This is a genomic window from Terriglobus sp. 2YAB30_2 (assembly GCF_052114765.1).
GTDB lineage: Bacteria > Acidobacteriota > Terriglobia > Terriglobales > Acidobacteriaceae > Terriglobus.
Map to the genome: position 1 here is coordinate 1 of NZ_JBFRFJ010000006.1, position 24,692 is coordinate 24,692.

The 24,692-nt window shown below is 58.3% G+C and carries 24 protein-coding genes; 14 read left to right on the forward strand and 10 right to left on the reverse strand.

Translation table 11 applies throughout. The annotated features are described in order from the left end of the window. Window positions 1-230 precede the first annotated feature (230 nt). From AB4Y89_RS10795 to AB4Y89_RS10805, 3 genes are all read right to left on the reverse strand, one after another. Window positions 231-1,031, reverse strand: a complete 801-nt coding sequence (locus AB4Y89_RS10795) for a GvpL/GvpF family gas vesicle protein (protein WP_442300938.1) — start codon at window positions 1,029-1,031, stop codon at window positions 231-233. Between the two features lie 259 nt (window positions 1,032-1,290). Continuing rightward, entirely contained in the window at window positions 1,291-1,980 is a 690-nt protein-coding gene (locus tag AB4Y89_RS10800; RefSeq protein ID WP_442300939.1) for a trimeric intracellular cation channel family protein, read from the reverse strand. A gap of 3 nt (window positions 1,981-1,983) precedes the next feature. After that, complete coding sequence (locus tag AB4Y89_RS10805) at window positions 1,984-2,118, reverse strand: hypothetical protein (protein WP_263419549.1); 135 nt, start codon at window positions 2,116-2,118, stop codon at window positions 1,984-1,986. Window positions 2,119-2,257: 139 nt separating this feature from the next. Here AB4Y89_RS10805 and AB4Y89_RS10810 point away from each other — a divergent pair, with 139 nt between their 5' ends. After that, on the forward strand, window positions 2,258-3,409 hold the full coding sequence (locus tag AB4Y89_RS10810) for a DUF481 domain-containing protein (RefSeq protein ID WP_442300940.1): 1,152 nt from the start codon (window positions 2,258-2,260) through the stop codon (window positions 3,407-3,409). Window positions 3,410-3,461: 52 nt separating this feature from the next. Here AB4Y89_RS10810 and AB4Y89_RS10815 read toward each other — a convergent pair whose 3' ends face one another. Then, entirely contained in the window at window positions 3,462-4,091 is a 630-nt protein-coding gene (locus AB4Y89_RS10815) for a c-type cytochrome (protein ID WP_442300941.1), read from the reverse strand. 101 nt (window positions 4,092-4,192) lie between these two features. On the opposite strand from AB4Y89_RS10815, the gene AB4Y89_RS10820 reads away from it, so the two are divergent. Next, window positions 4,193-4,870, forward strand: coding sequence for a hypothetical protein (locus tag AB4Y89_RS10820; RefSeq protein WP_442300942.1), 678 nt, complete (start codon window positions 4,193-4,195; stop codon window positions 4,868-4,870). A 150-nt stretch (window positions 4,871-5,020) separates the two neighbouring features. On the opposite strand, the gene AB4Y89_RS10825 is transcribed toward AB4Y89_RS10820, so the two are convergent. Then, a complete protein-coding gene (locus tag AB4Y89_RS10825) occupies window positions 5,021-5,458 on the reverse strand; it encodes an acyl-CoA thioesterase (RefSeq protein ID WP_442300943.1) in 438 nt (145 codons plus the stop codon). A 23-nt stretch (window positions 5,459-5,481) separates the two neighbouring features. Here AB4Y89_RS10825 and pncA point away from each other — a divergent pair, with 23 nt between their 5' ends. The 3 genes from pncA to efp all read left to right on the forward strand — a co-directional run bounded on the left by pncA (window position 5,482) and on the right by efp (window position 7,280). Then, complete coding sequence (gene pncA / locus AB4Y89_RS10830) at window positions 5,482-6,114, forward strand: bifunctional nicotinamidase/pyrazinamidase (protein ID WP_442300944.1); 633 nt, start codon at window positions 5,482-5,484, stop codon at window positions 6,112-6,114. Window positions 6,115-6,152: 38 nt separating this feature from the next. Continuing rightward, entirely contained in the window at window positions 6,153-6,488 is a 336-nt protein-coding gene (locus AB4Y89_RS10835) for a hypothetical protein (protein WP_442300945.1), read from the forward strand. 231 nt (window positions 6,489-6,719) lie between these two features. After that, entirely contained in the window at window positions 6,720-7,280 is a 561-nt protein-coding gene (gene efp, locus AB4Y89_RS10840; protein ID WP_442300946.1) for an elongation factor P, read from the forward strand. 164 nt (window positions 7,281-7,444) lie between these two features. Here the strand turns inward: efp and AB4Y89_RS10845 are convergent, their stop codons facing one another. Continuing rightward, complete coding sequence (locus AB4Y89_RS10845; protein WP_442301164.1) at window positions 7,445-7,741, reverse strand: hypothetical protein; 297 nt, start codon at window positions 7,739-7,741, stop codon at window positions 7,445-7,447. A 37-nt stretch (window positions 7,742-7,778) separates the two neighbouring features. Between AB4Y89_RS10845 and AB4Y89_RS10850 the strand changes: the two genes are divergently transcribed. The 5 genes from AB4Y89_RS10850 to AB4Y89_RS10870 all read left to right on the forward strand — a co-directional run bounded on the left by AB4Y89_RS10850 (window position 7,779) and on the right by AB4Y89_RS10870 (window position 11,629). After that, window positions 7,779-8,060, forward strand: coding sequence for an acylphosphatase (locus tag AB4Y89_RS10850; protein WP_442300947.1), 282 nt, complete (start codon window positions 7,779-7,781; stop codon window positions 8,058-8,060). 116 nt (window positions 8,061-8,176) lie between these two features. Beyond that, entirely contained in the window at window positions 8,177-8,716 is a 540-nt protein-coding gene (locus AB4Y89_RS10855; RefSeq protein ID WP_442300948.1) for an adenine phosphoribosyltransferase, read from the forward strand. A 123-nt stretch (window positions 8,717-8,839) separates the two neighbouring features. Continuing rightward, window positions 8,840-9,772: an AraC family transcriptional regulator gene (locus tag AB4Y89_RS10860; RefSeq protein ID WP_442300949.1), complete on the forward strand. Its 933-nt coding sequence runs from the start codon at window positions 8,840-8,842 to the stop codon at window positions 9,770-9,772. A gap of 38 nt (window positions 9,773-9,810) precedes the next feature. Then, complete coding sequence (locus tag AB4Y89_RS10865; RefSeq protein ID WP_442300950.1) at window positions 9,811-10,851, forward strand: NAD(P)-dependent alcohol dehydrogenase; 1,041 nt, start codon at window positions 9,811-9,813, stop codon at window positions 10,849-10,851. Window positions 10,852-10,924: 73 nt separating this feature from the next. After that, on the forward strand, window positions 10,925-11,629 hold the full coding sequence (locus AB4Y89_RS10870) for a Crp/Fnr family transcriptional regulator (protein ID WP_442300951.1): 705 nt from the start codon (window positions 10,925-10,927) through the stop codon (window positions 11,627-11,629). Between the two features lie 170 nt (window positions 11,630-11,799). On the opposite strand, the gene AB4Y89_RS10875 is transcribed toward AB4Y89_RS10870, so the two are convergent. Both AB4Y89_RS10875 and AB4Y89_RS10880 read right to left on the reverse strand, forming a co-directional pair. Then, window positions 11,800-13,464 (reverse strand): cytochrome c oxidase subunit I, encoded by a 1,665-nt coding sequence (locus AB4Y89_RS10875; protein ID WP_442300952.1) that lies wholly within the window; start codon window positions 13,462-13,464, stop codon window positions 11,800-11,802. Between the two features lie 420 nt (window positions 13,465-13,884). Then, window positions 13,885-14,580 (reverse strand): hypothetical protein, encoded by a 696-nt coding sequence (locus AB4Y89_RS10880; protein ID WP_442300953.1) that lies wholly within the window; start codon window positions 14,578-14,580, stop codon window positions 13,885-13,887. A gap of 266 nt (window positions 14,581-14,846) precedes the next feature. Here AB4Y89_RS10880 and mqnC point away from each other — a divergent pair, with 266 nt between their 5' ends. From mqnC to AB4Y89_RS10900, 4 genes are all read left to right on the forward strand, one after another. Further along, complete coding sequence (gene mqnC / locus AB4Y89_RS10885) at window positions 14,847-15,893, forward strand: cyclic dehypoxanthinyl futalosine synthase (protein WP_147646999.1); 1,047 nt, start codon at window positions 14,847-14,849, stop codon at window positions 15,891-15,893. 458 nt (window positions 15,894-16,351) lie between these two features. Further along, window positions 16,352-17,854, forward strand: coding sequence for a cellulose synthase family protein (locus tag AB4Y89_RS10890; RefSeq protein ID WP_442301165.1), 1,503 nt, complete (start codon window positions 16,352-16,354; stop codon window positions 17,852-17,854). Window positions 17,855-18,054: 200 nt separating this feature from the next. Beyond that, window positions 18,055-19,413, forward strand: a complete 1,359-nt coding sequence (locus tag AB4Y89_RS10895) for an aminopeptidase P N-terminal domain-containing protein (protein ID WP_442300954.1) — start codon at window positions 18,055-18,057, stop codon at window positions 19,411-19,413. An 11-nt stretch (window positions 19,414-19,424) separates the two neighbouring features. Next, window positions 19,425-19,805, forward strand: a complete 381-nt coding sequence (locus AB4Y89_RS10900; RefSeq protein ID WP_442300955.1) for a hypothetical protein — start codon at window positions 19,425-19,427, stop codon at window positions 19,803-19,805. 402 nt (window positions 19,806-20,207) lie between these two features. Here AB4Y89_RS10900 and AB4Y89_RS10905 read toward each other — a convergent pair whose 3' ends face one another. Together AB4Y89_RS10905 and AB4Y89_RS10910 are read right to left on the reverse strand one after the other, a co-directional pair. After that, the gene (locus tag AB4Y89_RS10905; RefSeq protein WP_442300956.1) at window positions 20,208-21,119 is read right to left on the reverse strand and encodes a hypothetical protein; all 912 of its coding nucleotides are present in this window, start codon (window positions 21,117-21,119) and stop codon (window positions 20,208-20,210) included. A gap of 172 nt (window positions 21,120-21,291) precedes the next feature. Continuing rightward, complete coding sequence (locus AB4Y89_RS10910; protein ID WP_442300957.1) at window positions 21,292-24,351, reverse strand: Rne/Rng family ribonuclease; 3,060 nt, start codon at window positions 24,349-24,351, stop codon at window positions 21,292-21,294. Window positions 24,352-24,692: the final 341 nt, after the last annotated feature.

Sequence of the window (24,692 nt, forward strand, 5' to 3'; positions counted from 1 at the left end):
ACACATCGCTCTTCGACCATGCACCGTCAATCGGGCATGATAGTGATAGTCCATCCGTTCCTCCGGAAACTTCTATTTGCTCGTCACAAACAGAATCTCCAGATACAAACGGATGGACAACAACCTCTTGAAACATCACAGGCACCCAGCCGGGAAGATACTGGAACACTCAGACTGAACAACAAAAGCCCCGCCGAAGGCGGGGCTTTTGTGCGGAGTTCTTTCGGAAGTTATGCGCTGACAGCAGCCACCGGCACACGTACCGCGGCAGCAACCACCTGGGCCGGAACCGCCGGCTGGTGGGTCTGATGCCCCGTCTGAGGACGATGCACGAAGTGATACGGCGGCCAGGGACCGGAAAGCTGGAACTGGCAATCCTTCATTGTCTGCTGCGCCTGAACGTACTTGTTCTGGTAACGCTCCACACACTTGCGATCGATCAGGTGAGCGATGTCAATCAGCAGCTTGCCGGAGTCCAGACGCTTGCAGGAGATCTCCTCCGCCAGCGGCAGGAACATACGATTCAGTTGCACCGACAGGGCTCGGGCACGAGCCTGACGCTCACGCTGGCGACCAGCCTGCTCACGCAGACCAGCCAGATACTCTTTGCCGGCACAGCAGGTCTGCATCTTGGAGGCACCCTCGATATCGTCGACCAGGACCTTCAAATGCATCTCCGCCTTGCCCTGGAAGCGCTCCAGGTTGGCGACAAAGTGGCGATGGTTGGAACGAATCGACCGCCGCAGCGCGTCGTCATCCGTAAACGTAGTGTTGAAACGAAATGGCAGAAGCGTCGTCTGTTTAAAACAGTCGGCGATCACGCGAGCGTGATCCTTCTGGCACTGCTGATCGATGCGTGCTGCATCTTCCTCAGAGTGCTCAGATACCAGAACAGCGAGGTCGCTCGCCGGAAAGAGGAATACCTGATTTCCAAAGAGGCCCTTTACGTTCTCCAGGGGCATCGGACGACGATGACGTGAAAGCTCCGGAAACGCCTGACGTTCAGCGATACAGTATGCATACCAAGACATATTATCTCCGCATAAAGCCTTAGGAATCAAATACATCCCTTGGGCCGTTATCGACGTATATAGTGCGGTAAAGCTCAACGACGTTTGGCAGCTGGTTCGACCACTATGGCGGACTGAACCGATTGCGAAACGGATACTATGCCCGCCATACAACGTTTGGCAAGCAGATGTTTTCTTGCGGGCTTGAAGGAAAAACCGAAAGGCACCAGCGGCGCCTTTCAGCAGCCAGCATGGAGCATGCCAATTAATTGCTGGTCAGTCAGGAACTGGATGACACGCCCTGCCCCTTACGGTTCAGGCGCATGGAGGGAGTTCGCCAGGCGAAGAAATTCGATAACAGGCGCAGCAGGAAACCCGTTGCAGATCCCAGGGTCGAGCTGGTCTCCGGGGAGAACCCCAGCCGTTCGGCCATCAGATAAGTCGCAGCAGCAGCGGTTGCAGCCAGAGCGTACGGCTCACCCTTCTCAAAGACGGCCGGGGTCCGGCCACTGAAGACATCGCGCAGGGCTCCCCCGCCGACGGCGGTGGTAATTCCCAGCAACAGGCACGGTAAAAACGCCAGGCCTGCATCTTGAGCCCGGGTCGCCCCGGCGACGGCAAACAGCCCAAGCGAGACCGCATCGATAAAAAAAATGAACCGCTGCACCCGCGCTCCCACCACGGAACCGAAGAACAGCGCCAGGCTCGCACCACCCAGGGCGCAGGTGAGATAAGACGGGTGTTCAAACGAGAGCGGTACGCCCTGCTGCAGGATGATGTCACGGGTTACACCGCCACCCACACCGGAGATCATTCCCAGGCCCAGCACGCCTATCCAGTCATAGTGGTAGCGCTGATCGCGCCGCACCGCCAACGCTCCTGCGAACGCGCCAACCCCTAGCGCCAGATACTCAATGACGGTCGAGATCGTAGAGCTGCGGATCGGAGCATGCGGTAGCGCAGGCAGCATGGGTTATTTTTTCCCGTCTTCAGGCAGCTTGTCACGCCAGCTAGGCCCGTTGGCCTCCCGGCGCTTTCGCGAGTCCTCGGGGTTCGAGATACCTACGAGGGAAAGAATGCGAACGATCATATCGATAAGAGACTTCATGGCACGTGCCTCGTCTGCGTAAAGGAAAGATGACATCATCTTATGAGAATGCCCGTTGATGTGGCTATGGGATGAGGGTCCCGTAACCCGAGACAAAACCGAACGAAACCTATTTTTGTTGAGAGGAAATCGCGAGTTCATGTCCCTGTTCAAACGTGCGCGCGGATTGGCGCTGCTCCTGATTCTGGCCCCAGCCATCATGCCGGCGGAAGATAAGCCGAACGCCGAAAAATCAAACCCCGACGTCATCGTCTTCAAGAACGGCGACCAGTTGAGCGGAACCCTGGTGCGCGGCGTCGGCAATTCCATCCTCTTCAAAAGCGATATCGTTGGCGAAGTCACCATCCCCTTGAGCAAGATCAAGGAACTCCGCTCCAGCGGCAGCTTCGCCGTCCTCAAGAAAGACACCCCTGCGACCCGTACCAATACCCAGACCGGCATGGTCACCATGGACGACAGCACCGTCACCTTGCTGCATCCCATGGGACAGACTGAGACGCTTCCTGTCAGCAACGTGGCCTACATCATCGACCAGAGCGTCTACGACCGCGAACTCGAAAAGAAGGCGGGCCCTCTCTATGGATGGGCAGGCACCGTCACCGGTGGCGCCTCCTTTGTTCAGAGCACCCAGCACGGTGGCACCTTTTCCGCGGGGGTGAAGCTGGTCCGCACTATCCCCACTGTGCCTTATTTACCAACACGAAATCGCACCATCTTCAGTCTCTCAGAGACCTACGGAAAGCTCACCACGCCGCTCATTCCACAGACCACGCCGGCTTCACCGGACTCCGTGGTTAAGACCAGCATCTTCCACACCGACCTCGAACGCGATCAGTACGTCTCGAAGAGGTTCTATTACCTGGGCACCACAGCCTTCGACCACAACTTCTCCTCCGGCCTCGACCTGCAGCAGATCTACGGCGCCGGGGTTGGTTGGACACCCGTGCTCGACGCAAAGCAGCAGCTCGACATCAAAGGTGATCTTCACTACGAGAAGCAGGAGTTTGAGGATCCTGCCAGTAATCAAAACCTTATTGGCGCGAGCATTGGCGAAGCCTACAAGCGAACCCTACCGCGTTCCATGATCTTCACTCAGACCCTACAGCTCCTGCCGGCCTTCAACGAGCCCAAGGCTTATTCGGCAAACTTCAGTACCGGTTTGGCGATGCCGGTCTTCAAAAAACTCAGCATGAGTATCGCCGCCAGCGACGCTTTTCTGAACAACCCGTCGCCCGGCTTCAAAAAGAACACCTTCCAGTTCATCACCGGCGTGGCCTATACACTGCCGTAAGCGGAAGGAAAATCAAAAGCCCGCATCGTCGAGATGCGGGCTTTTTTTGTTTTTAGTCTCCCATCAGATTTCGAACCGGATCGGGCAGATCGCTGCCCGCCTCCTTCAATAACAACGTGAGTTGCCAGATCTGCTGGCTGCTCAGTTTGCCCGCAAAGGCATGACCGCCGGCCTTAGGACTTCCCTTGGCAATCATCGTGTAAATCGCCGACGGCGCTTTGGGGCCAACGCCGGATGCACCCGTTACCCAGAACTGCGGAGCTTCGCCAGTTCGTGGCTTTCCGCTGGGCGTTCCATGGCAGGCAGCACATTGCTTCCGGTAGATCGGAGCCGCAGCCTCAAAGACATCCTCGCTGGCGGCAAACGGAGGCTGCCCGGCGGCAACGGCAGCCGGATTCGGCGGCGCCACCTCGGAGGGAGCAGGTGTTACCGCCTGTGGACGCGACTTGTCCTGTGGCTTCGACACTGACGGCCTGCTTGCCTTTTCGTCGCCCTGACCTTCCTCCCCTGACCCAGCGGCGTCAGGATAATCTCCGTGAATCCCAACCGAATTCCGGACACCGTGCAGCGCCTTTGGATGGAGGTACAGGTAGCCTGCGCCGGCCACAAGTCCACCGCCCAGCAGTGCGCCAAGCAGCAACTTGCCGGAGCCGGATGAACCTTTGCTTGATCGTTTGGCCATGAATTCTGCGTCGGGGATGTTCTAATAAAAGGGTGTGCCGCAAATGCCGGCCCACCTGGTTTGAAACTAACAGAGCAAGAAGGCTGCAGGGGTATCGTTTGATGTTCGGTTTGAAGCGGATCGTGTGCGCGCTGGCCTTGGCCGCGCTGGTGGGAACGGCTTTTCACGGCGAGGCACAACAGGACCGCCGGCAGCGGCGCATGAACGCCAATCGCCAGGCGCGTATCGCCAAAATGATTGAGGATACCTACTCCCACAAGTACGAGGTTTTCGGCGGCGTCGGCTACCTGCGCTTCCGCTCGGGTGACTTCCTGCAGCGCAACAACGAGATCAGTTGGCAGGTTGCTGGGAACTACTACCTGAACCCGCGCTGGGCGGTCGTCGGTGATGTCCGCGGCCACTATGGCAATGCCAAGACAGGCAATAACCCCTATAACATCTGGGATCCGCTCATCACGCACTACACCTTCATGGGCGGACCACAGTACCGCTTCTATCGCAAGGAACGTCTGAGCGCGAACGTCAACGTGCTTGGCGGTATGGCGATGGGCAACTTCGACGGCGGCTCCAAGGGCGTTCCCGCACCTGCATTGGGCCTGTGGAAGACCGGCAACGCCGGAGCCTTCGCTCTGGGCGGAAGCGTGGACTATAGCTTCTACCAGAACCTGGCTTTCCGCATCGCCCCGACTTACCAGATCACGACCTTCGGCTCGACCCTGCAGCACAACGTGGGTTTCAACGCCGGTCTCGTCTATCGCTGGGGCCACCAGAGCAAGTAGGTCTTCCCGCAGATCAAAACAAAGATCAAACAAAGCCCGGCTTCGGCCGGGCTTTGTTTTTTGTTTGTCATTTCGCAGCGACCTGGCTGCTCGGCCAGCGTGCTGGCTGGAGTGGTCGACCAAAGGGAGCTGAGAAATCTGCTTCTCTACCTATAAGGTCGCAGGGCAATCGTTGTGCTCTACTTCCCCCGCCATCCGTGCCGCATACGCCTCCGGCAGACTCGCCCGCTTGAATTCGCGGTCGATTACCACGTGCACCGTCTCGCCCTCGCAGAGCAGTTCCTCATCCACGACACGGACGACCTGGTAGCCGATACGGATGATCGATCCGCGTACCTGCTTGACCGTCGTACGGACCGCGATCTCGTCGTCATATCTCGCCGGACGCTTGTAGCGCGCGTTTACCTCCGCCACAGCGATCAGGATGCCCTCTGCTTCGAGCTGCTTGTACGGCAAACCGATGGAGCGCAGAAGCTCCACCCTGCCAACTTCAAACCAGACAACATAGTTCGCGTGGTACACCACGCCCATCTGGTCGGTCTCGGCATAGCGGACCCTGATACGTGCTTCGGCTGTAGGTGCTGGCATAGTCATAGTGTACGAATAACTGTATGGCCTTCGCGCTATCCTCAACTGACGCCCTCGTCATCATCGATCTGCAGAATGATTTTTGCCCCGGCGGCGCGCTTGCGGTTCAACAAGGCGATGAGATCGTTCCGTTGATCAATCGCCTGCAACGGTGTTTTGCCCACGTCGTTCTTACCCAGGACTGGCACCCTGTCGGGCATATCTCATTTGCGACCTCCCATCCCGGCGCTCAGACCTTCGAGACCATTCAGGTTGCTTACGGTCCCCAGGTCCTCTGGCCCGATCATTGCCTTCAGGGAAGCGCCGGCGCGGACTTCCATCCGTTGCTCGATACCACACACGCTGAGCTGATCGTCCGCAAAGGCTACAACCCGCGCATCGACTCCTACTCTGCCTTTCTGGACAACGACCACTCCACGCCGACCGGCCTCGGCGGCGCTCTCAAAGAGCGTGGCATCCAGCGTCTTTTCTTCTGCGGCCTGGCCTATGACTACTGCGTCCTCTTCTCCGCCATGGACGCCGTATCCCTCGGCTTTACCGTTTGTGTCATCGAGGATGCCTGCCGCGCCATTGACCTCAACGGCTCTGTCGTCCGGGTCAACGAGGAGATGCAGCAGGCTGGTATCGCCCGCATCTCCAGCGACACGTTGCTCTAGAGGAAACGGCCCTTTCCACTCGTGCTACGCTGTCTGGCATGAATGCAGTCCAGGGTCGCAGCATTGTCATCGTCGCCTACCGCCCCAGACCCGGCAAGGAAGCCGATCTGCTGCAGCTCACCCGCGAACACCTGCCGCTGCTGCGTACAGAGGGCCTGGCCACTAGCCGTGAGTTCATTGCCTGCCGCGCCGCCGATGGCACCATCGTCGAAGTCTTCGAGTGGGAGGAGGGCGGCATCGAGAAGGCTCACAACAACCCGAAGGTCAAAGCCCTGTGGGACCGCTACTTTGCCGCCTGCGAGATCGTCCCCCTCAACCAGCTCCCCGAGGCCACCCAGATGTTTGCCGGGTTCGCTCCCCTGGCCCTGGATTAAAGCGTTTTCCCTGTTGCTGGGTATCCCAGAAGGGCGTTCAGCGGCGTTTTCATTGCGGAAACGCCCATAGGATGCGTACGCCCTACACAACACCCACAGGGAAAATGCTCTCGGGCTCGATCCTCGGCCCTGAGCTACAATCGAAGCAGGTTCTAAAAGCAGCGCGTCACGCCCTGCCATATCCGGCCCTTTGCGCCCGGAAAACCATCAGAACAGTTCAGGAGATACACCATGGCGATTCCCGCCACCCAGATGCGCCCGGGCATGATCATCAAGCACAACGACAAGCTCCACATGGTCTTCTCAGTGGAGCACCGTACCCCCGGCAACCTGCGCGCCTTCATTCAGGCCAAGCTGCGCAACCTCTCCTCCGGAGCCATGTTCGAGCACCGCTTCCGCTCGGGCGACGCCATCGACCGCGTCGTCGTCGATGAAATCGCGATGGAGTACCTGTACAACGACGGTGATGACTACATCTTCATGGACACGGCTACCTATGAGCAGACCACCCTGTCCCGTGAGATCCTTGGCGAGGCCGTGGACTACCTGCTCCCGAACATCGGCATCTCCGTCAGCTTCTACGACGGCAAGGCCGTAGGTATCGAGCTTCCTCAGGTTGTGGAGATGACCGTCATCGAGACCGAGCCCGGCATCAAGTCCGCGACTGCTTCGTCCGTGACCAAGCCCGCCAAGACCGAGACCGGTCTGGTGGTGCAGGTTCCTCCCTTCATCAATGAAGGTGAAAAGATCCGCATCGACACCTCCGAAGGCGCCTACATGTCACGCGCCTAGGTCCGCGATTACTTTCTAAAAAAGGCTCGCCACCCGGCGAGCCTTTTCTCTTTAGAGCATTTACCCTGTTGCTGGGTATCCCGGAAGGGGAGTGCAGCGGCGTTTTCATTGCGGAAACGCCCATAGATGCGGATGCTCTGGACTACACCCACAGGGAAAATGCTCTACTGGCTGTAAGGCACTCCAAACACAATCGCTGCTGTCCTCGCTGGACGGTGCATCTCTCCCACGATTGTCGGCGCTTTGCCCATTGCCTGCCATATCCGAAGCGCCTCAGAATTCATGTAATAGGTCCGCGCCTGCTCACGTGTCTTTCCGCTCTCGCCGTAGATGCTGATCGTCCCCAGCAGGTCTTCCTGCCCCGTCGCCTGCAGGTACTCCCACATGCTTACCGACGGAGAGTTGCCGGTATCGCGCATCTCCTCCACACTCTGTGCCACAACGCTGTAATTCAAAGCCACATTCCAATTATCTACTTGCTCTACACTGACCAGAGTCATGGTGCGTCACTACCTCATCTCCGGTCGTGTACAGGGTGTTGGCTTTCGCTGGTTCGTCCACCGCGAGGCCGCGGAACTGCATCTCAATGGCTGGGTCCGCAATCTCCCCAGCGGTAAAGTGGAATGCGTCGCCGCCGGCTCTGAAGACAGACTTAAAGAGCTTGAAGACCACCTCCGCAAAGGCTCGCGCGGCTCACGCGTCGATCGTCTCCAGATCCACGATCTCGACGACAGCGAAGCCGGCAAGCTTGGGCCGTTCCAGATTGAAGGGGCTTGGTAAGGCGGTTGAATAGTTGAATGGTGCTCAAAGGGATCGATTACACACGCTGGCCCGGCACACCGCACGATTCAACCATTCAACTATTCCACCATTCAACTATCCTCTAAAATTTCCTCATGGCGACACCCATTAACTGTGAACCACTCAAGTCCCTCGTGCGGACTGTCCCTGATTTCCCCAAGCCCGGCATTCTGTTCTACGACATCACCACCCTGTTGAAGGACAAGGCCGGCTTCGCGCAGATGATCGATGCCTTTGCCGCCTATTACATCGACAAGGATGTCGATCTGGTGCTCGGCATCGAAGCCCGCGGCTTCATCTTCGGACCGGCGCTCGCCTATCGCCTGAACGCAGGTTTCGTACCAGTCCGTAAGCCGCGCAAGCTGCCTGCCGCCACCGCCAAGGTCACCTACGACCTCGAATACGGCTCCGACTCGCTCGAAATCCACCTGGACGCCGTCCAGCCCGGGCAGAAGGTCGTCATCGTCGATGACCTGCTCGCCACCGGAGGCACCATGGAAGCCACCAACCAGCTTGTTCGCCAGCTTGGCGGCATCGTTGTCGGCCTGGGCTTCGCTGTCGAGCTCGACTTCCTCAAAGGCCGCGCCAAGTTCCCGGACTACGACGTCTACTCGCTGCTGCACTACAACGAGTAAAATCGGCCTGAATCTCCACTCTCTCGAGCCTTCCGTAGACATTTCTGCGGAAGGCTTGCCTATTTCTGCAGATTTGCGCAGAAATGATGTCTCTCGTATCTCGGCTTCGCTAGACTTTTCTTCGTGAGCAGCCTGGCCTCCATTCACGCCTGGATCAACCGCGTCCTCGACCGCATCGATAGCGGGGAAGGCATTCGGCCGACCGATCTCCCAGGCCTGCGCACCGTCCGGTGTCATAAAAACATCCCTCGCAGTTCGGTGCTCTATGAGCCCTCCATCGTGATGGTCACCAGCGGCAGCAAGCGTGGCTACGTCGGCAGCCGAAGCTTTGTCTACGACACCGAAAACTACCTGGTCCTCGCCGCACCGCTGCCTTTCGAGTGCGAGACCTTCTGCGAGCCCCATGCGCCGCTACGCGGCGTTTCCATCCTGCTCGACATGGCGGTCCTCGCCGACCTCGTCCTCAAGCTACCTCCTGCCCCGGCGCAATCCAGCCTACAGCCCAGGACCATCGATGCCACACCCCTGCCGGAAGCGCTTGCCGAGGCAGCACTGCGCCTTTTGGAAGCCTATGAGAATCCCAATGACCGCATGATCCTCGGCCCGCAGATCATGCGCGAGATCACCTATCGTGTCCTTACCGGCCCGCGCGGACAGGTTCTGCGCGATCTGCTGGCGATGCAGGGCAACATCAGCCAGGTCTACCGAGCCATGCATCGCATTCACACCGAATACGACCGGCAGCTCGATATCCCTACCCTTGCCTGCGATGCCGGCATGAGTCTCTCTGCCTTCCACCACCACTTCAAGAACATGACCTCCACTTCGCCGTTGCAATACCTGAAAACAACGCGGCTGCATAAGGCGAGGCTCATGATGATCCAGGAAGGTATCGGACCGTCGGCTGCGGCAACGCGCGTCGGCTACGAAAGCCCATCTCAGTTTTCCCGGGAGTTCAAACGGCTCTTCGGAGTTTCCCCTGCGGAGGAAGCGCTTCGCCTGCGGTCCAACCTGGGCACGCAGGTGCAACACCCACTCCGCGTCGCCATGATCTAATTTCCAACCGAACCACTCGTAAGGAGACAAGAACCATCATGATTGCCACCAAAGGCTACGCCGCGCACAATGCGACCACTGACCCGACTCCGTGGAACTTTGAGCATCGCGATCCCGGTCCCAACGATGTCCTGCTCGACATCCTCTTCTGCGGCATCTGCCACTCCGATATCCACCAGGCGCGCAATGAGTGGGGCAATGCCATGTTTCCCATGGTTCCCGGCCACGAGATCGTCGGCAAGGTCGCCGCGGTCGGCTCCGCTGTCACTAAGTTCAAGGTAGGCGACTCCGCCGCCATCGGCTGTATGGTCGACTCCTGCCGCACCTGTCCCTCCTGCAAAGCCGGAGAAGAACAGTATTGTGAGAATTTCGCCACTGTCTTCACCTACAACTCCAAGGACAAGCAGGGCAACCTCACCTTCGGCGGATATGCCAATCACATCGTCGCTGACGAGGCCTTCGTGCTGAAGGTCCCCGGCAACCTCGACCTCGCCGCCGCGGCTCCTCTGCTCTGCGCCGGTATCACCACCTACTCTCCGCTGAAGCACTTCGGCGCTGGCCCTGGAAAGAAGGTTGGCATCATCGGTCTGGGCGGCCTGGGCCACATGGGCCTGAAGTTCTCGCATGCCTTCGGGGCGAAGACCGTGCAGTTCACGACTTCCCCCTCCAAGATCGAAGACGCGAAGAAGCTGGGCGCCGATGAGGTCATCCTGACCAAGGAAGCCGAGTGGACCAAGAACCACATCCACAGCTTCGACTTCATCCTGGACTGCGTCGCTGCTCCGCATGATGTGAACCCGTATCTCAGCCTGCTGAAGCGTGATGGTGTCTACTGCACGGTCGGCGTTCCGGAAACACCTCTGTCCATCCAGGCCTTCAGCGTGCTTGGCCGCAAGCATGTCACCGGTTCCATGATCGGCGGCATCAAGGAGACCCAGGAGATGCTGGACTTCTGCGGCCAGCACAACATCGTTTCCGACATCGAGATGACCAGCTTCACCAAGCTGTCCGAAGCATGGACTCGCGTCGTCAAGGCCGACGTGAAGTATCGCTTTGTCCTCGACTGCAAAGCGCTGTAAATCTCGCAGTACATCCAACAAAGCGGCCCGCTAAAGTGCGGGCCGCTTTGCGTCATGAAAGAATAGAAGCTGTATGCCTGTCATCAATCGGCTCCAGAAAGGCTGTAAGGATTGCGCCGTCCGCCATCCCAATAGCTTCTGCGCTCTGGACCCCGATGCCCTGGAAAGGCTGGATACGCTCGGCCAACAGATTGACGTCGAACCTCGCACCGTCGTCGTCGAAGAAGAGAGCAAGCCGCGCAATCTGTACGTCGTGTGCGCCGGCCGTCTGAAGGTTGTTGTCTCCTCTGAGAGCGGCCACTCGCTTCTACTCCGCATTGCCGGTGCCGGCGACGTGATCGGCCTTGCTGCGGTGCTGCGCAATGTTCCGTATGAAGCCTCGGCCGAAAGTCTTGAGCCCTGCCGCTTGAAGCGCATTCCGCAGGCAGCGTTCCTGGAGTTCATGCACAGTCACGCACAGGTAAGCCAGAACTGCGCCAATGAAGCGGCAGCAGAGTATCAACAGGCGCTTATCTCGGCACGCCGCCTTGCTCTCTCAGGCTCGGCCGCGGCACGTCTCGCAAATACGCTGATTGAATGGGCGCACCCCCGCGACCTTAGCGCTCCGGCACGTTTTGCTATGACACTCACACACGAAGAGCTGGGTTCGATGGCTGGAATTACGCGCGAAACTACCTCTCGCCTGCTGGCCCGCTTCGAACGCGAAGGCCTTATTCATCGACGCGGTGCGTTTCTTGAGATTCCACGGCCTGATCGACTCGCTGCACTTACCGAATAAAAAAGAGCGGCCGGGCCCTGCAATCAATTGGCCCAGCCGCTGCCGCAAACCTGGAGCATTTCCCTGTGGGTGTGGGTGCAATGTAGGGCTTCCGCCTCCTATGAGCGTTTTCCGCAACAAAAACGCCACTGCACGCCCCTTCCGGGATACCCGACAATGGGGAAAATGCTCTAAACGTTCTCTGTCTCGTTCTTCAGCCCGTCCATCCAGGCGTAGTCGTATGCCTCCGTGGTGACAATCGGGGTCTCAAGGAAGTTCTCCGTTAGCGGAGGAGAGTGCGTCTGCCACTCCAGGCCATACGCGCGCCATGGATTGTCGCCGGCCACTCTACCCCACTTCATGCTCCAGATCAGATACACCGCCGCCAGCATGTAACCCGCGCCCATCACCGTGGCGCCCGCGGTCGACATCACATTCAGCACCTGCCACTCCGCCGGATACATCGCGTAGCGGCGCGGCATACCCAGGTGACCAAGGATGAACTGCGGTCCGAAGGTAAAGAAGAAGCCGATAAAGACCAGCGCTGCCGCCACTTTGGCCGGCATCTCCGGGTACATGCGGCCCGTAATCTTCGGCCACCAGAAATGCAGCCCGCCGAGATACCCCATAATGACGGCGCCGACCATCACGAAGTGGAAGTGCGCTACGACGAAGTACGTCTCGGTCAGATGGATATCCGTGCCCAGATTGCCGAGGAAGATTCCCGTGCATCCACCAATGACAAACAACCCGATAAATCCAAGGGCGTAGATCATCGGCGCCGAGAAATCGATCGATCCCTTATAGAGTGTTGTCGCCCAGTTGAAGGTCTTGATCGCTGAAGGCACCGCCACCAGCATGGTCAGCAGGCTGAAGACCATCGCCGAATACTGGCTCACGCCCATGATGAACATGTGGTGCTCCCACACGAAGAAGCCGAAGACCGCGATCGATACAGAACTGAAGGCTACTGCGGTATATCCAAAGATGCGCTTACGGCTGAAGCATGCGATGATCTCGCTGATCACGCCCATCGACGGCAGCAACATCACGTACACGGCCGGATGCGAGTAGAACCAGAACAGGTGCTGAAAGAGCAGCGGATCACCACCCAACGTTGGATCGAAGAAGCCGAAGTGAAAGATGCGCTCCACCGCCACCATCACGATGGTCACGCTCACCACCGGTGTGCCGAGGATCATGATGATCGCCGCCGCATAGTTCGCCCAAACGAACAACGGCAAGCGAAACCACGTCAACCCCGGCGCACGCATGCGGTGAATGGTGACGATGAAGTTCAGCCCGGTCAGGATGGATGAAAACCCAGCCACAAACGCTGCGAGTCCAGCGGTGATGACGTTCGTATTGACGAAGCGTGTACTGAGCGGAGCGGTGAAGGTCCATCCCGTATCCACGCCGCCGTTCACTACCGTGACTACCAGCAGCAGGCCCGCAATCACGTAGAGATACCAGCTCAGCAAATTGATCTTCGGAAACGCCAGATCGCGTGCTCCCAGCATCATTGGCAGAACGAAGTTGCCGATCACGGCAGGAACCGCCGGAATCAGAACAAAAAACACCATCACCACGCCATGCATGGTGAACACCTTGTTGTAGGTATCCATGGCCATCATGTCGGCGTCCGGCGTCAGCAGCTCCATGCGAAGGGCCATCGCCAGAAGGCCGCCCACCAGGAAGAAGAAACTGACACCCATCAGGTACAACAAGGCGATGCGCTTATGGTCGCTTGTGAGTAGCCAGCTCTTCAGTCCATGAGTTGCATTCAAATAGTTGACTCGCTGTGAGCGAGCCTCTTGCTCCTGCACAATATCCGGGCTCACGACCGCGGTGCTCATTGTCTGCTCCCCTCCACGGAAGGCTTTGCTGTCTGCTGCTGGACGGCAATCACAATCAATGGAGGACATCCCTCACGAGAACCGTAACCCGGGCAGTGACCGCTGCACGGATGCATAGCCCATGACGCTACTGTGTTTCTGCATACCGGGACCATAGAGAGATGCCCTCCTCAAGAGACATCTTCCCGTCCGGCATTCATCCCAAGCTGTGATCTACATCACAGGTCTTCTGTGCGGCACTGCATTGCAGTTTTTGTTTTGTCGTTTCGGAGCGCACGGAGCCCCAGGCCGGCGTTGCCGCCTGGGGTGAAGAGCAGCGGAGAAATCTGCTTTCTTCCGCGTTCTTCACGCGAATTGTCGATACGCGTTCAAAAACAAACACCCGGCACAATGCCGGGTGTTTGTGTGCAATACCACCGCTTACTTCGACAGTTTCAGATCGATGACTTCTACTTCGGTGTTGTGTGCCGAGCGGATGCCATAGGATCCGTCCGTCGACTTCAGCTTGCCGGAGGCCATTACATCGGTCTTGCTCGCCGACCAGACCTGCGTGCCGTTGATGCTGCAGCTCACAGTGTCGCCTTTGACCTGCATGGAGATCTGCTGCACTACCTCGGCGTCCTTAGCGGCAGCCTTGTGAACAGCCTCATTCTCCTGTCCGGTGCGTCCGTTCATCTGGAACGGTCCCGGCCCCATGCCGCGCACGATGAACTTTCCACTGCCATAGGCCGCGCAATAGAGGAAGCTCTGGTTCTCCGTCCCCATGTCATTGGCGCCGATCACGATGCCGTAGGGATGGGGATGGTCGTTCAGGTTCATGTAGTGCGGCTCCCGGAAGGTCGCCGAGACGGTGTAATCGCCCTTGGCCATATCGGACACGTTCCAGTAGGTCGTCGCCGGTCCGGTCGTCACATGCAGGTTCTTGCCGTCCATCGCCAGCCGTGAGTTTTCAATCGTCTCGCCGCGCTTTGCGGAGAGATCATCGACCACGCCCTTCCATCCGGGCACGAAGATACCACCATGCTCTACTTTACGGTTCGCGTCCTGTGGCGGGCCCTGTGCCACGGCAACACCGCCGAGCACCATCAACATGACTGCAATCTGGGTACACTTCATTACGAGGTCTCCTTTTTCCGCGGGAAAAGCCTAGCAGGCTCCTGCTGAGACGCGCCAGCGGGCGTTCGGTTATCATTCGGCAAAAATCTGGCTTGGCAGCCCCGTCCAACAGACCCGCGCTCTGCCCACCGCTGCGTTAGAGCATTTTTCCTGTTGCTGGGCATCCCGAAAATGGCGCGCAGCGGCGTTTTCATTGCGGAAAACGCCCATCGATGCAGAGGCTCTTGACTACACCTACAGGAAAAATGCTCTATCCTTAACGAGATATGGGAATCACTCGCGAACAAGCCCTGGAATGCTTCCGCTCGGACGATCTGATCGGCATCGGGATGGAAGCCGACGCCGTACGCCGCAAGCTGCATCCTCACGGCATCGTGAGCTACATCATCGACCGCAATATCAACTACACCAACTTCTGCACGGAATATTGCACCTTCTGCGCCTTCTACCGGCCCCTGAAGGGCAAACTCGCCAGCGAGGGCTACATCCTCGACTTCGAGACCATCTACCAGAAGATCGCAGAAACCGTGGAGATGGGCGGCACCGGTGTACTGATGCAGGGCGGCATTCACCCCGACCTGAAGATCGAATGGTTTGAGTCACTGTTCCGCGGCATCAAGGAGCGCTTTCCCCAGATCTGGCTCCACTGTCTCTCCGCCAGCGAAATTCTGGCCATCGCCGAATACTCTGAGCTATCTCTGCGCGACACCATCATGCGGCTGCGCGATGCCGGCCTGCAGTCCATCCCCGGCGGCGGCGCTGAGATTCTCGACGATGAGGTGCGCCACCGCATCGCCCGCCTGAAGTGCAGGACTGAGGACTGGGTCAGCGTCCACCGTACTGCCCATGAGCTCGGCATGCGCACCACCGCCACCATGATGTTCGGTGTCGGCGAGACCTTTGAACAGCGTGTGAACCACTTTGAGGTCGTGCGCCGCCTGCAGGAAGAGACCGGTGGATTCACCGCCTTCATCCCCTGGAGCTTCCAGCCGAAGAACACCGCTCTCGGCGGCCGGGGTTGGGACGAAGCCACCTCGGTCGAATACCTGAAGACGCTCGCCATCAGCCGCATGTTCCTGGATAACATCGAAAATGTGCAGTCGAGCTGGGTCACACAGGGCCTGAAGGTCCTGCAGATGGGCCTGCGCTTTGGTGGAAATGACGTCGGTTCCGTCATGCTGGAAGAAAATGTAGTGAAGGCCGCTGGAACGGCCAACTGCACCACCGAAGAGGAACTTCGCCGCATCATCCGCGACGCCGGTTTCCGCCCGGTTCAGCGCGACACTCTCTACCAGACCATGTTTCTGAACTAGAGCATTTTTCCTGTAGGTGTAATGTAGGGATTCAGCATCAATGGGGCGTTTTCCGCAATGAAAACGCCGCGGCACGCCATTTTCGGGATACCCGGCAACAGGGAAAATGCTCTAATCTGCACCCACCTTCATGCCGGCTATCACCGACACAATCCCCCAAAATCAGCTGGATCGCCTGCCGCATGCTCTTCTTCTCAACCCAGGGCATGCGTCAAATCCTAACAATCTCACTACGGACATCTCTGCCCGCCCTCAAGTAAGATCAAAACAATAGTTTTCTTCGAGTTTTCAGACCCTTGATCGCCTATCTCAACCTGATTGCGAGCCTGCTCCTGGCCCCTAAAGGCCTCGGCCACTACGTCCGGTCTCACTACCTGGACAACACCTTTCGTCAGTACGGCACCCTTTATCGCTGGAACACCTTCGATACCTGGCTCCTTGTGCCCTACTTCATCGTCATGGTGATCCTCGCCTTCTATGGCATCCACCGCTATCAGCTCGTTTATCTCTATTACAAGCACCGTAAGAACGCTGCTAAATCGAGCGAGCCCCCATCGCGGTTCCCCGAAGACGAGCTCCCTTTCGTCACCATCCAGCTCCCCACTTTCAATGAGCAATACGTCATTGACCGCCTGATCGACGCTTGCTGCAAGCTGGATTACCCTCGCGACCGCTTCGAGATCCAGCTTCTGGACGACTCCACCGACGAGACCAAAGAGGTCGCCGAGCAGATTGTCCGCCGCTATGCCGAGGGGTTCCCAGGGATGCCACCGCAGCCCATCGGCTTCCATCACCGCGAGAATCGCTATGGCTTCAAGGCCGGTGCACTCGATGCCGGCCTGAAGACTGCCAAGGGCGAACTGATCGCGATCTTCGACGCCGACTTCGTTCCCCCGAGCGACTGGTTGATGAAGGTGATCCACCACTTCGCCGAACCCAATGTCGGCATGGTGCAGACCCGCTGGACCCACCTGAACCGCAACTACAGCTTCCTCACCCAGGTGGAAGCCATTCTGCTCGACGGTCACTTCGTTCTGGAGCACGGCGGCCGCCATCGCGCCAACGTGTTCTTCAACTTCAACGGCACCGCCGGCATGTGGCGCCGTACCGCCATCGACGAGGCCGGTGGCTGGCAGCACGACACACTCACGGAAGACACCGACCTCAGCTACCGCGCCCAGTTGAAGGGCTGGCACTTCAAGTACCTGCAGGATGTTGAGTGCCCCGCCGAGCTCCCCATTGAGATGACTGCCTTCAAGACGCAGCAGGCACGCTGGGCCAAAGGCCTCATCCAGACCGGCAAGAAGATTCTTCCGCGCGTTCTCAAGTCAGACGCGCCCTTCCACACCAAGCTGGAAGCCTGGTATCACCTGACGGCCAACATCAGCTATCCGCTGATGATCATCCTTTCCACGCTGCTGATGCCCGCCATGATCATCCGTAGCTGGCAGGGCTATATTCAGATGCTGCTCATCGACTTCCCCCTGTTCATGGCCAGCACCTTCTCGATCTCCAGCTTCTATCTGGTCAGCCAGAAGGAACTCTTCCCCAAGACCTGGTACCGCACCTTCCTCTATCTGCCCTTCCTGATGGCGCTCGGCGTCGGCCTCACCATCACCAACACCAAGGCAGTGATGGAAGCTCTCTTCGGCATGAAGTCGGCCTTTGCCCGCACCCCGAAGTACCGCGTCCAGAAGAAGGGCGAGAAGAACAAGGCACAGAAGTACCGCAAGCGCCTCGGCATTATTCCGTGGATCGAGCTGGCGCTCGGATGCTACTTCGCCTTCACCGTCTGGTACGCCTTCGAAAGCGAAAACTACTTCACCGTGCCCTTCCTCCTGCTCTTCGTTCTGGGTTACTGGTACACGGGTCTGCTCAGCCTGCTTCAAGGGCGTTTCGACAGGCTGGCAGCCGGCAGCAGCACAGAAATACACGAAAAGCCGTATCCAGTGGGCATTTAGAGCATTTTTCCTGTTACTAGGTATCCCGGAAGGGGCGAGCAGCGGCGTTTTCATTGCGGAAAACGCCCATAGATGTAGAAGCCCTACACTACACCTACAGGAAAAATGCTCTAGCAGGATTTCTCTCTATCGCTGTTTTCACGCACGTTGATGTACCACCTCGCTCACTGACGCTTCAATCTTCATGGATTATTAGACCTATGCGTAAGCCGCATCTTGCTGCCCTGTTCCTTCTGCTTGCCGCCACTGTCGCTCACGCTCTGGACGCCGTTCCCCAGTCCGAGTATCGTCAGCGCCGCATCGCTCTCGCCGAGAAGCTGAAGGGCGGCGCGACTCTGCTCTTCGCCGCCGAAGAACCGCAACTGGACTTTATGCCGTACCGGCAGGATGAGGACTTCTACTACCTCTCCGGCTGGAACGAGCCCGGTGCGGCCCTCCTCATCATCAGTGCGGGGCCGGGTTCCGTCGACCGGCTCGGAACACAGATTCCCGAGCACAGCTATCGCGAAGTGCTCTTCCTGCCGGCCCGTAACCTCGTGACCGAAAAGTACACCGGCATCAAGATGGACGCCGCGACGAAGGATGTCACCGAAAAGACTGGCTTCGCCGAGGTCCTGTCCATGTCCTCGCTGCCCCAGGTCCTGGGTAGCTTTCTCGCTGAAGATCGCCGCCGTGCCTCCAGTCTGTTCACCCAGACCGATATGTCTTCCGCCCATGCCGCAGTGGAGTTCACAGGGGCTACGCTCGGCAACTCGGGACTGTCGGCAAAAGAGGTACGGCCGCTGCTTATTCCGCAGCGCATGGTTAAGTCTGATGCCGAGATCGATCTGCTGCGCAAAGCTGCCGTAGCTTCTGCCGCAGCACAAAAAGCCGGCATGAAAGCCATCAAGCCCGGTGTGCGCGAACGCACCATCGCCGGCCTGGAGCTTGCGAAGATGCTGGAGAGCGGATGCGAACGCCCTTCCTACGCTCCCATCGTCGGCAGCGGCATCAACTCCACGACGCTGCACTACTCCTCCAATGAAGCCACTATGGAAAAAGGCGATGTCGTTGTCATCGACGCCGCCTGCGAGTACTCTATGTACGCCTCCGATATCACCCGCACCATGCCCATTGGAGGCAAGTTCACACCGCGGCAGCGGGAACTCTATGAGATTGTGCTGGGAGCCCACCGCGCCGCAGCAGCAGCCTTCATCGCCGGCAAGATGCGTCTTGGCAACGTCAATCAGCGCGGCCCTGAAGTCACCGACACCCTCGACAAGATCGCCTACGACTACATCAACACCCATGGCAAGGACCTGCACGGCGAGCCTCTCGGCAAATACTTCCTGCATGGACTGGGCCATCACGTCGGCATCAACGTACATGATCCCTATGACCCTGCCAAACCGCTCGACAAGGGAAATGTCTTTACCATCGAACCGGGTATCTATATCCCCGAAGAAAAGATCGGAATTCGCATCGAAGATACCTACTACGTCGATGCGGACGGCAAACTGGTAAACCTCATTACGAACCTCCCTGTCGAACCAAACAGCGTAGAAGCAGGAATGCGATAGGATCGAGAACGATGACTAAGTCCATACTTTTCATGGCTGTTGCGGTACTGGCTGGATACTTTGCCGTTATTCTCGCCTATCTCGTCGTGACGTTCGTCATCACGTCGGTGATGCCGACCTTCGTGATGCAGAAAGGCCGTTTCACCAGCGCCTATACGACATTGCATGCGCTCCTCTGGGCGGTATGCGGCTTCGCCGGGGGATATGTTGCCACCGTCCTGTCTCCAGTCAACAAGGGCTACCAGACCTTTCTGCCTGCGGGAATTCTGCTTCTGACGGTCAGCTACATCGTCTTCACCAACACAGGGCAACTGAATCGTTCAAGGGTCGGTCAGACATTGCTCGCAGCCCTCGGCGTCGCCGGCGGCACGGCTCTCTGCATGGCTCTCTAGTGTTGTGAATCAGCGGATCACACGAGCTTCCGTCTTGTTCACTCCCACCCTCTACTCTGGTGATTCCGCTTCGCCCCGAGACATCCATCGTTTCCAATTGAGTGGGAGCAGCGGCTTCTTCAGCCCGGTGACGTGAACGCTCTCATGAATGGGCGAAATACCGTGGGCTAAAAGCATTTCTCCTGTAGGTGTAGTGTAGGGATTCCGTATCTATGGGCGTTTTCCGCAATGAAAACGCCGCTGCACTCCCCTTCCGGGCTACCCAGCAACAGGAGAAAGGCTCTAAAGTCGACGGCTCCCACCGAACGCGAACTTTCTTGAATGTTTCACACGCTACAAATCTCACCTAAAGCAAAAAAGCCGTGAGCCTTTGCTCACGGATTTTTTGTAAGTGACAATGCTTTACCAGCGCAAGCCGAACGTTACCGGAATGTAGCTCGTACGGTAGTTGTTCGGGGTGTAATAGATGTTGCTATTGGGCTGGTTGTCCACCCATGTATAGCGCGCCTCGGCAAACAGCTTCTGGTTGCTGTAGTGAGACAGTTTGTGCGTGAAGCCCAGGCCGATATTCACACCACCAGCATTATTCGAATAGTGATCGAAGGTCTGGTTGGATGAAACCGCATAGCAACCGTAGAAGTAGTCGCAGTAATAGCCCACCTGAGGCAGAGTAAAGTTCGTTACCTTCCGGTAGAAGCCTCCACCGCCAGTGACGTAAGCGCTGGAAGACTCATCCTGCATGAAGGTAATAATCGGGTTCAGCGTAATCGACCAGAGATGCGTATTGCCGTCCAGGCCGCTGGCATCGAAGCCGATTGACGAATAATCTGAGATCATCTTCCGCAGGATGTAGCTCGGGATATTCATCCGGTCATAATCGTACTGCAGCAGCACGCCGAAGTACTTGTTGAAGTTCACTCCGCCGCCTACAGCAACCTTCCAGCCGAGCGTCTGATAGTTGCTTGTGGAGCCGACAGGCGAAACGAAACCTCCGCCCACCATAAAGGTGTACCGGTTCGATCCGTCAGGATTATGATTCCGGTCGTTATAGCGCGGACGGCCATACTGGCGGCGTGGAGGTGGCTGCATCTCGCTGGAGAAGTTCATCTCCGGTTCTACCGAAGCCACGACCGACGAACTGTAAGACGCTGACGGCGTCGTGTCGTACAGGTACTCATTGAGCGAAGGGAGAGTCGGAGTAAGATCCAGCTTCGGTTCGCTCGCACTTTGCGCCTTCGCAACCAATGAACCAGCCGCCAAGGCAAATAAACCTACGATCCGCGCCATGCGCCGGCCGGTAAACTCAGTGCTCATCAGCATGTACATACGCTCCTTGTTCAAAAAGGACGGGGAGGACCGCCCTCAGCCTGTTCAGACACCGGTTTTTCCCGGTTGTTGTGTAGGACGCTCTTCGACGACAAATGGATTCGTCGCAAAAGAAAGCGGGCCCTGTGTCAGCAACACAGGACCCGCTTCTTCCTAATGACTAGTGGATGTCGAACTGCTCAGGATGAAGGCTCGGATCGCTCTTCACCAGGATGGTCTTGCCCGTGAGTTCTTCTATCTCATGCAGCCAGCTTGCATTGTTGCTCTTCAACTGCTTGACGACCTCCGGATGCACACGCAACATGATGTCGCTCTTCTCGATATGGCGATACATCTTGCGCATCTCGATGTAGATCTCGTTCGCGACCGTGACTGGTGACTTCACCATGCCCGTACCGGTGCAGATGGAGCACTGCGTGCTCAGGGTGCGCTCCAGCGACTGCTTCACACGCTTACGGGTAATCGCCACCAGGCCAAAATCATTGAACTGTAGCACCTTGGAAGGAGCACGATCGTTCTTCAGCTCCTCTTCAAGCGCAGCCAGCACCTTCTGCCGGTTCTTACGCTCATCCATGTCGATAAAGTCGATCACGATGATGCCGCCAAGATCGCGCAGGCGGATCTGCCGCACGATCTCTGGAATGGCATCGAGATTCGTCTTCACGATGGTGTCTTCCAGGCGGGCCGTCTTACCAACGTACTTGCCGGTGTTGATATCGATGGCCACCAGAGCCTCAGTCTGGTTGATCACGATCGATCCACCGGACTTCAGCCATACCTTCGAACGCAGCGCCTTGTTGATCTCCTCCGAGATACCGAACTGCTCAAACAGCGGCGTTTCCTTGCTGTAGAGCTTCACCCGGCGAATCAGCGAAGGCTCGAAGCGCTGCAGGAAGCGCAACACGCGCTCGTACTCAGTCTCGTTATCAACCCAGATATGGGAGAAGTTATCCGTCACCTGGTCACGCAAAATGCGCTCTACCAGGTTCAGGTCGTGATAGATCAGGGCAGGCGACTTCGAAGAATCCGACCGCCCCTTGATGTCGTTCCAGAGGTTGATGAGGAAGCGGAGATCGCTACGCAGCTCCTGCTCACTGGCGCCGTCCGCAGCCGTACGAACAATAAACCCGCCGGTCGCTTCGGCCTTTTCGCTTAGCAGCACCTGCTTGAGGCGGCGGCGCTCATCGTCACTCGAAATCTTGCGGGAAACACCCACATGGTTGACCGTGGGCATAAAGACCAGGAAGCGGCCAGGGAGGGCGATGTGCGAGGTGATGCGCGCACCCTTCTTGGCGATCGGCTCCTTGGCAATCTGCACCAGGATCTCCTGTCCCGGCTTCAGCAGATCGCTGATCGCCGGCAGGTTAGTGGTCTGCATCGAGGCCCGGCTCGGACCACGTCCGCCACGCCCACGATCCCGGCCACGGTCACGGTCTCGTCCGCTGCGTCCACGACGGTCGCGCCGTCCTCCACGCTCACGGCGGGGCTGTGCCTCACCTTCGGCCGCTACCTCTTCTGTCTCCTCTTCCGAGGAACCCTCATCCTCAGACGTCTCTTCGAACTCGCCTTCGATCAGAGGCTCATCCTGCTCCTCTTCCTCTTCTTCTTCCTCAGTCTGTGTGGCTTCGTCGATGGACATATCGCGGAGCATCGTACCCAGATCCGCGGCGCCTTCCAGCGTCTCCTCTTCCAGGTCGTCTTCGAGATATTCCTCGTCGGCCGCATGCATCGCCAGGGGCTCGAACTCGTACTCGTCTTCGTCGATCAGTTCTTCCTCGAACTCACCCTCATGCAGTGCCTCAACGATGGACGACTCGACCGTAGCTGCTTCCACCGGTGTTACCGGATGCTCCGCTTCCGCCAGAGTCACCGACTGCACGGCAGACTCATGCTCGATAGGAGAGGATGGGACCTCCGGCGTCTCCACTTCAGAGATCATCTCGCCGGTCGGCTGCAGCGTGGTGAAGGCATGCTCGACCGCGGAATTTTCCTCCGCCGCTGCCTCCTCAACCATCACCTCTTCTTCAAACTCCGGCTCCACCTTCTGGCGAAACTCGCTCTGGCCGACATCCACACGGAACGACACCGAACCCTCGGTGGGCTCATACTCCGCGGGCGTTACCGGCTCTACAGGCTTCTGCTCCACTGCTGCAGCTTCCTCAACCGGCTCAGCCTGGGCCACTTCCTGAGCCTCTGCGGCTGCAGGAGCGAACTCCAGGTCTGTCGCCGTACCCAGAACCTCGGCAGGCTGCTCGGCAACCACCGGAACCTCTTCAACAACCGCAGCAACCGGTACAACGGGAGCAGCGGCCTGCGGGGCACTACGGCGGCGGCTCAGCGACTCGCCAGGAAGCGCAAATCCGCCATCCCAGCCGGTGGTGTCGACCTCTTCCACGAGCGTTGCGGGCTTCGCCACACCCGAGATTACGGGGCCAGCCGGCACGGACTTCTCCTCGGCTGCGGCAGCGGCTGGTCCCTCACCGCGGCGATACTTCGAGAGCGATTCGCCCGGAAGGATAAACGGAGCTTCCAGATCGGCGGCTACTTCGGCTGAGAGCTCGGGCTGCTCTGCCGGATGCGCTTCGGGCTCAAACTCCACCGGATCAGACTCGTGCTCAGAGCGTGGCTCTCCACTGAGCGTCTGCGACTCTTCGCGGCGTCCACGGCCACGGCGGCGGCCACGACGTCCACGCCAGCGGCGGCTGCCACCCTCGCCCTGATCCTCGGCGGGACGCTCCTCGCCCTCTGCCCGGTCTGCGGACCCGGTAAACTCAACGGTCTCTTCCTCGGCGAAACCGCCCTCCAGCACCAGGGTCTCACCCGTTGGAACAGCCTCCTGCCCGCCCTGCTGTTCACCACCGCGTTCTCCACGGTCGCGCCCACGGCGTCCACGGCCACGGCGGCGGCCGCGCTCCCGCTGGTCTCCGGAACCGGCGCCATTCTCAACGGGCGTAGCGCTGCCTTCTGTCTCAAATTCCTCTGAATCTGGAGTCTCTTCCAGAAAATCGGTGATGTAGAGGAAGGCATCACGCTCGAGCCCGATGTCGACAAACGCCGACTGCATACCGGGTAGAACACGGGTTACTTTGCCTTTGTAGATCGAGCCGGCGAGAGTGTATTCGTTCTCGCGCTCGTAGTAAATCTCCGAAAGTGCCTCGTTTTCTACGATGGCCAGCCGCGTTTCATGCGGCGTTGAGGAGATAAAAATTTCCTTCGACATATCTGGTCTCTTTCTTCTAAGACCAGGCGAATCAATTACCTGCCGAACAGGAAAGGAGAAAAACCCGTGCTACACCCTCGCCCCGTGCGCGCCCCATCCTGGGGGAGCCCCGAAGTGTGTTGCAACTGACTTTGAGGGGATTACAACCGGGAAAACGCAGACGGATTTTGTGACCTGTGCTGCCTCGTTTTGAGGTGCGGCCGTTCGCGGTCCGTGTACGTTCATCGCTTCTTCTTCAATCCTGTCCAGCGGGCGGAATGGTCTTCGCCTGGCCGGAATCACATAAAAATCTTTGTTTGCCGTCCGCGCTCACGTAGCGCCGCTAGGACGGCTGTAGGCCA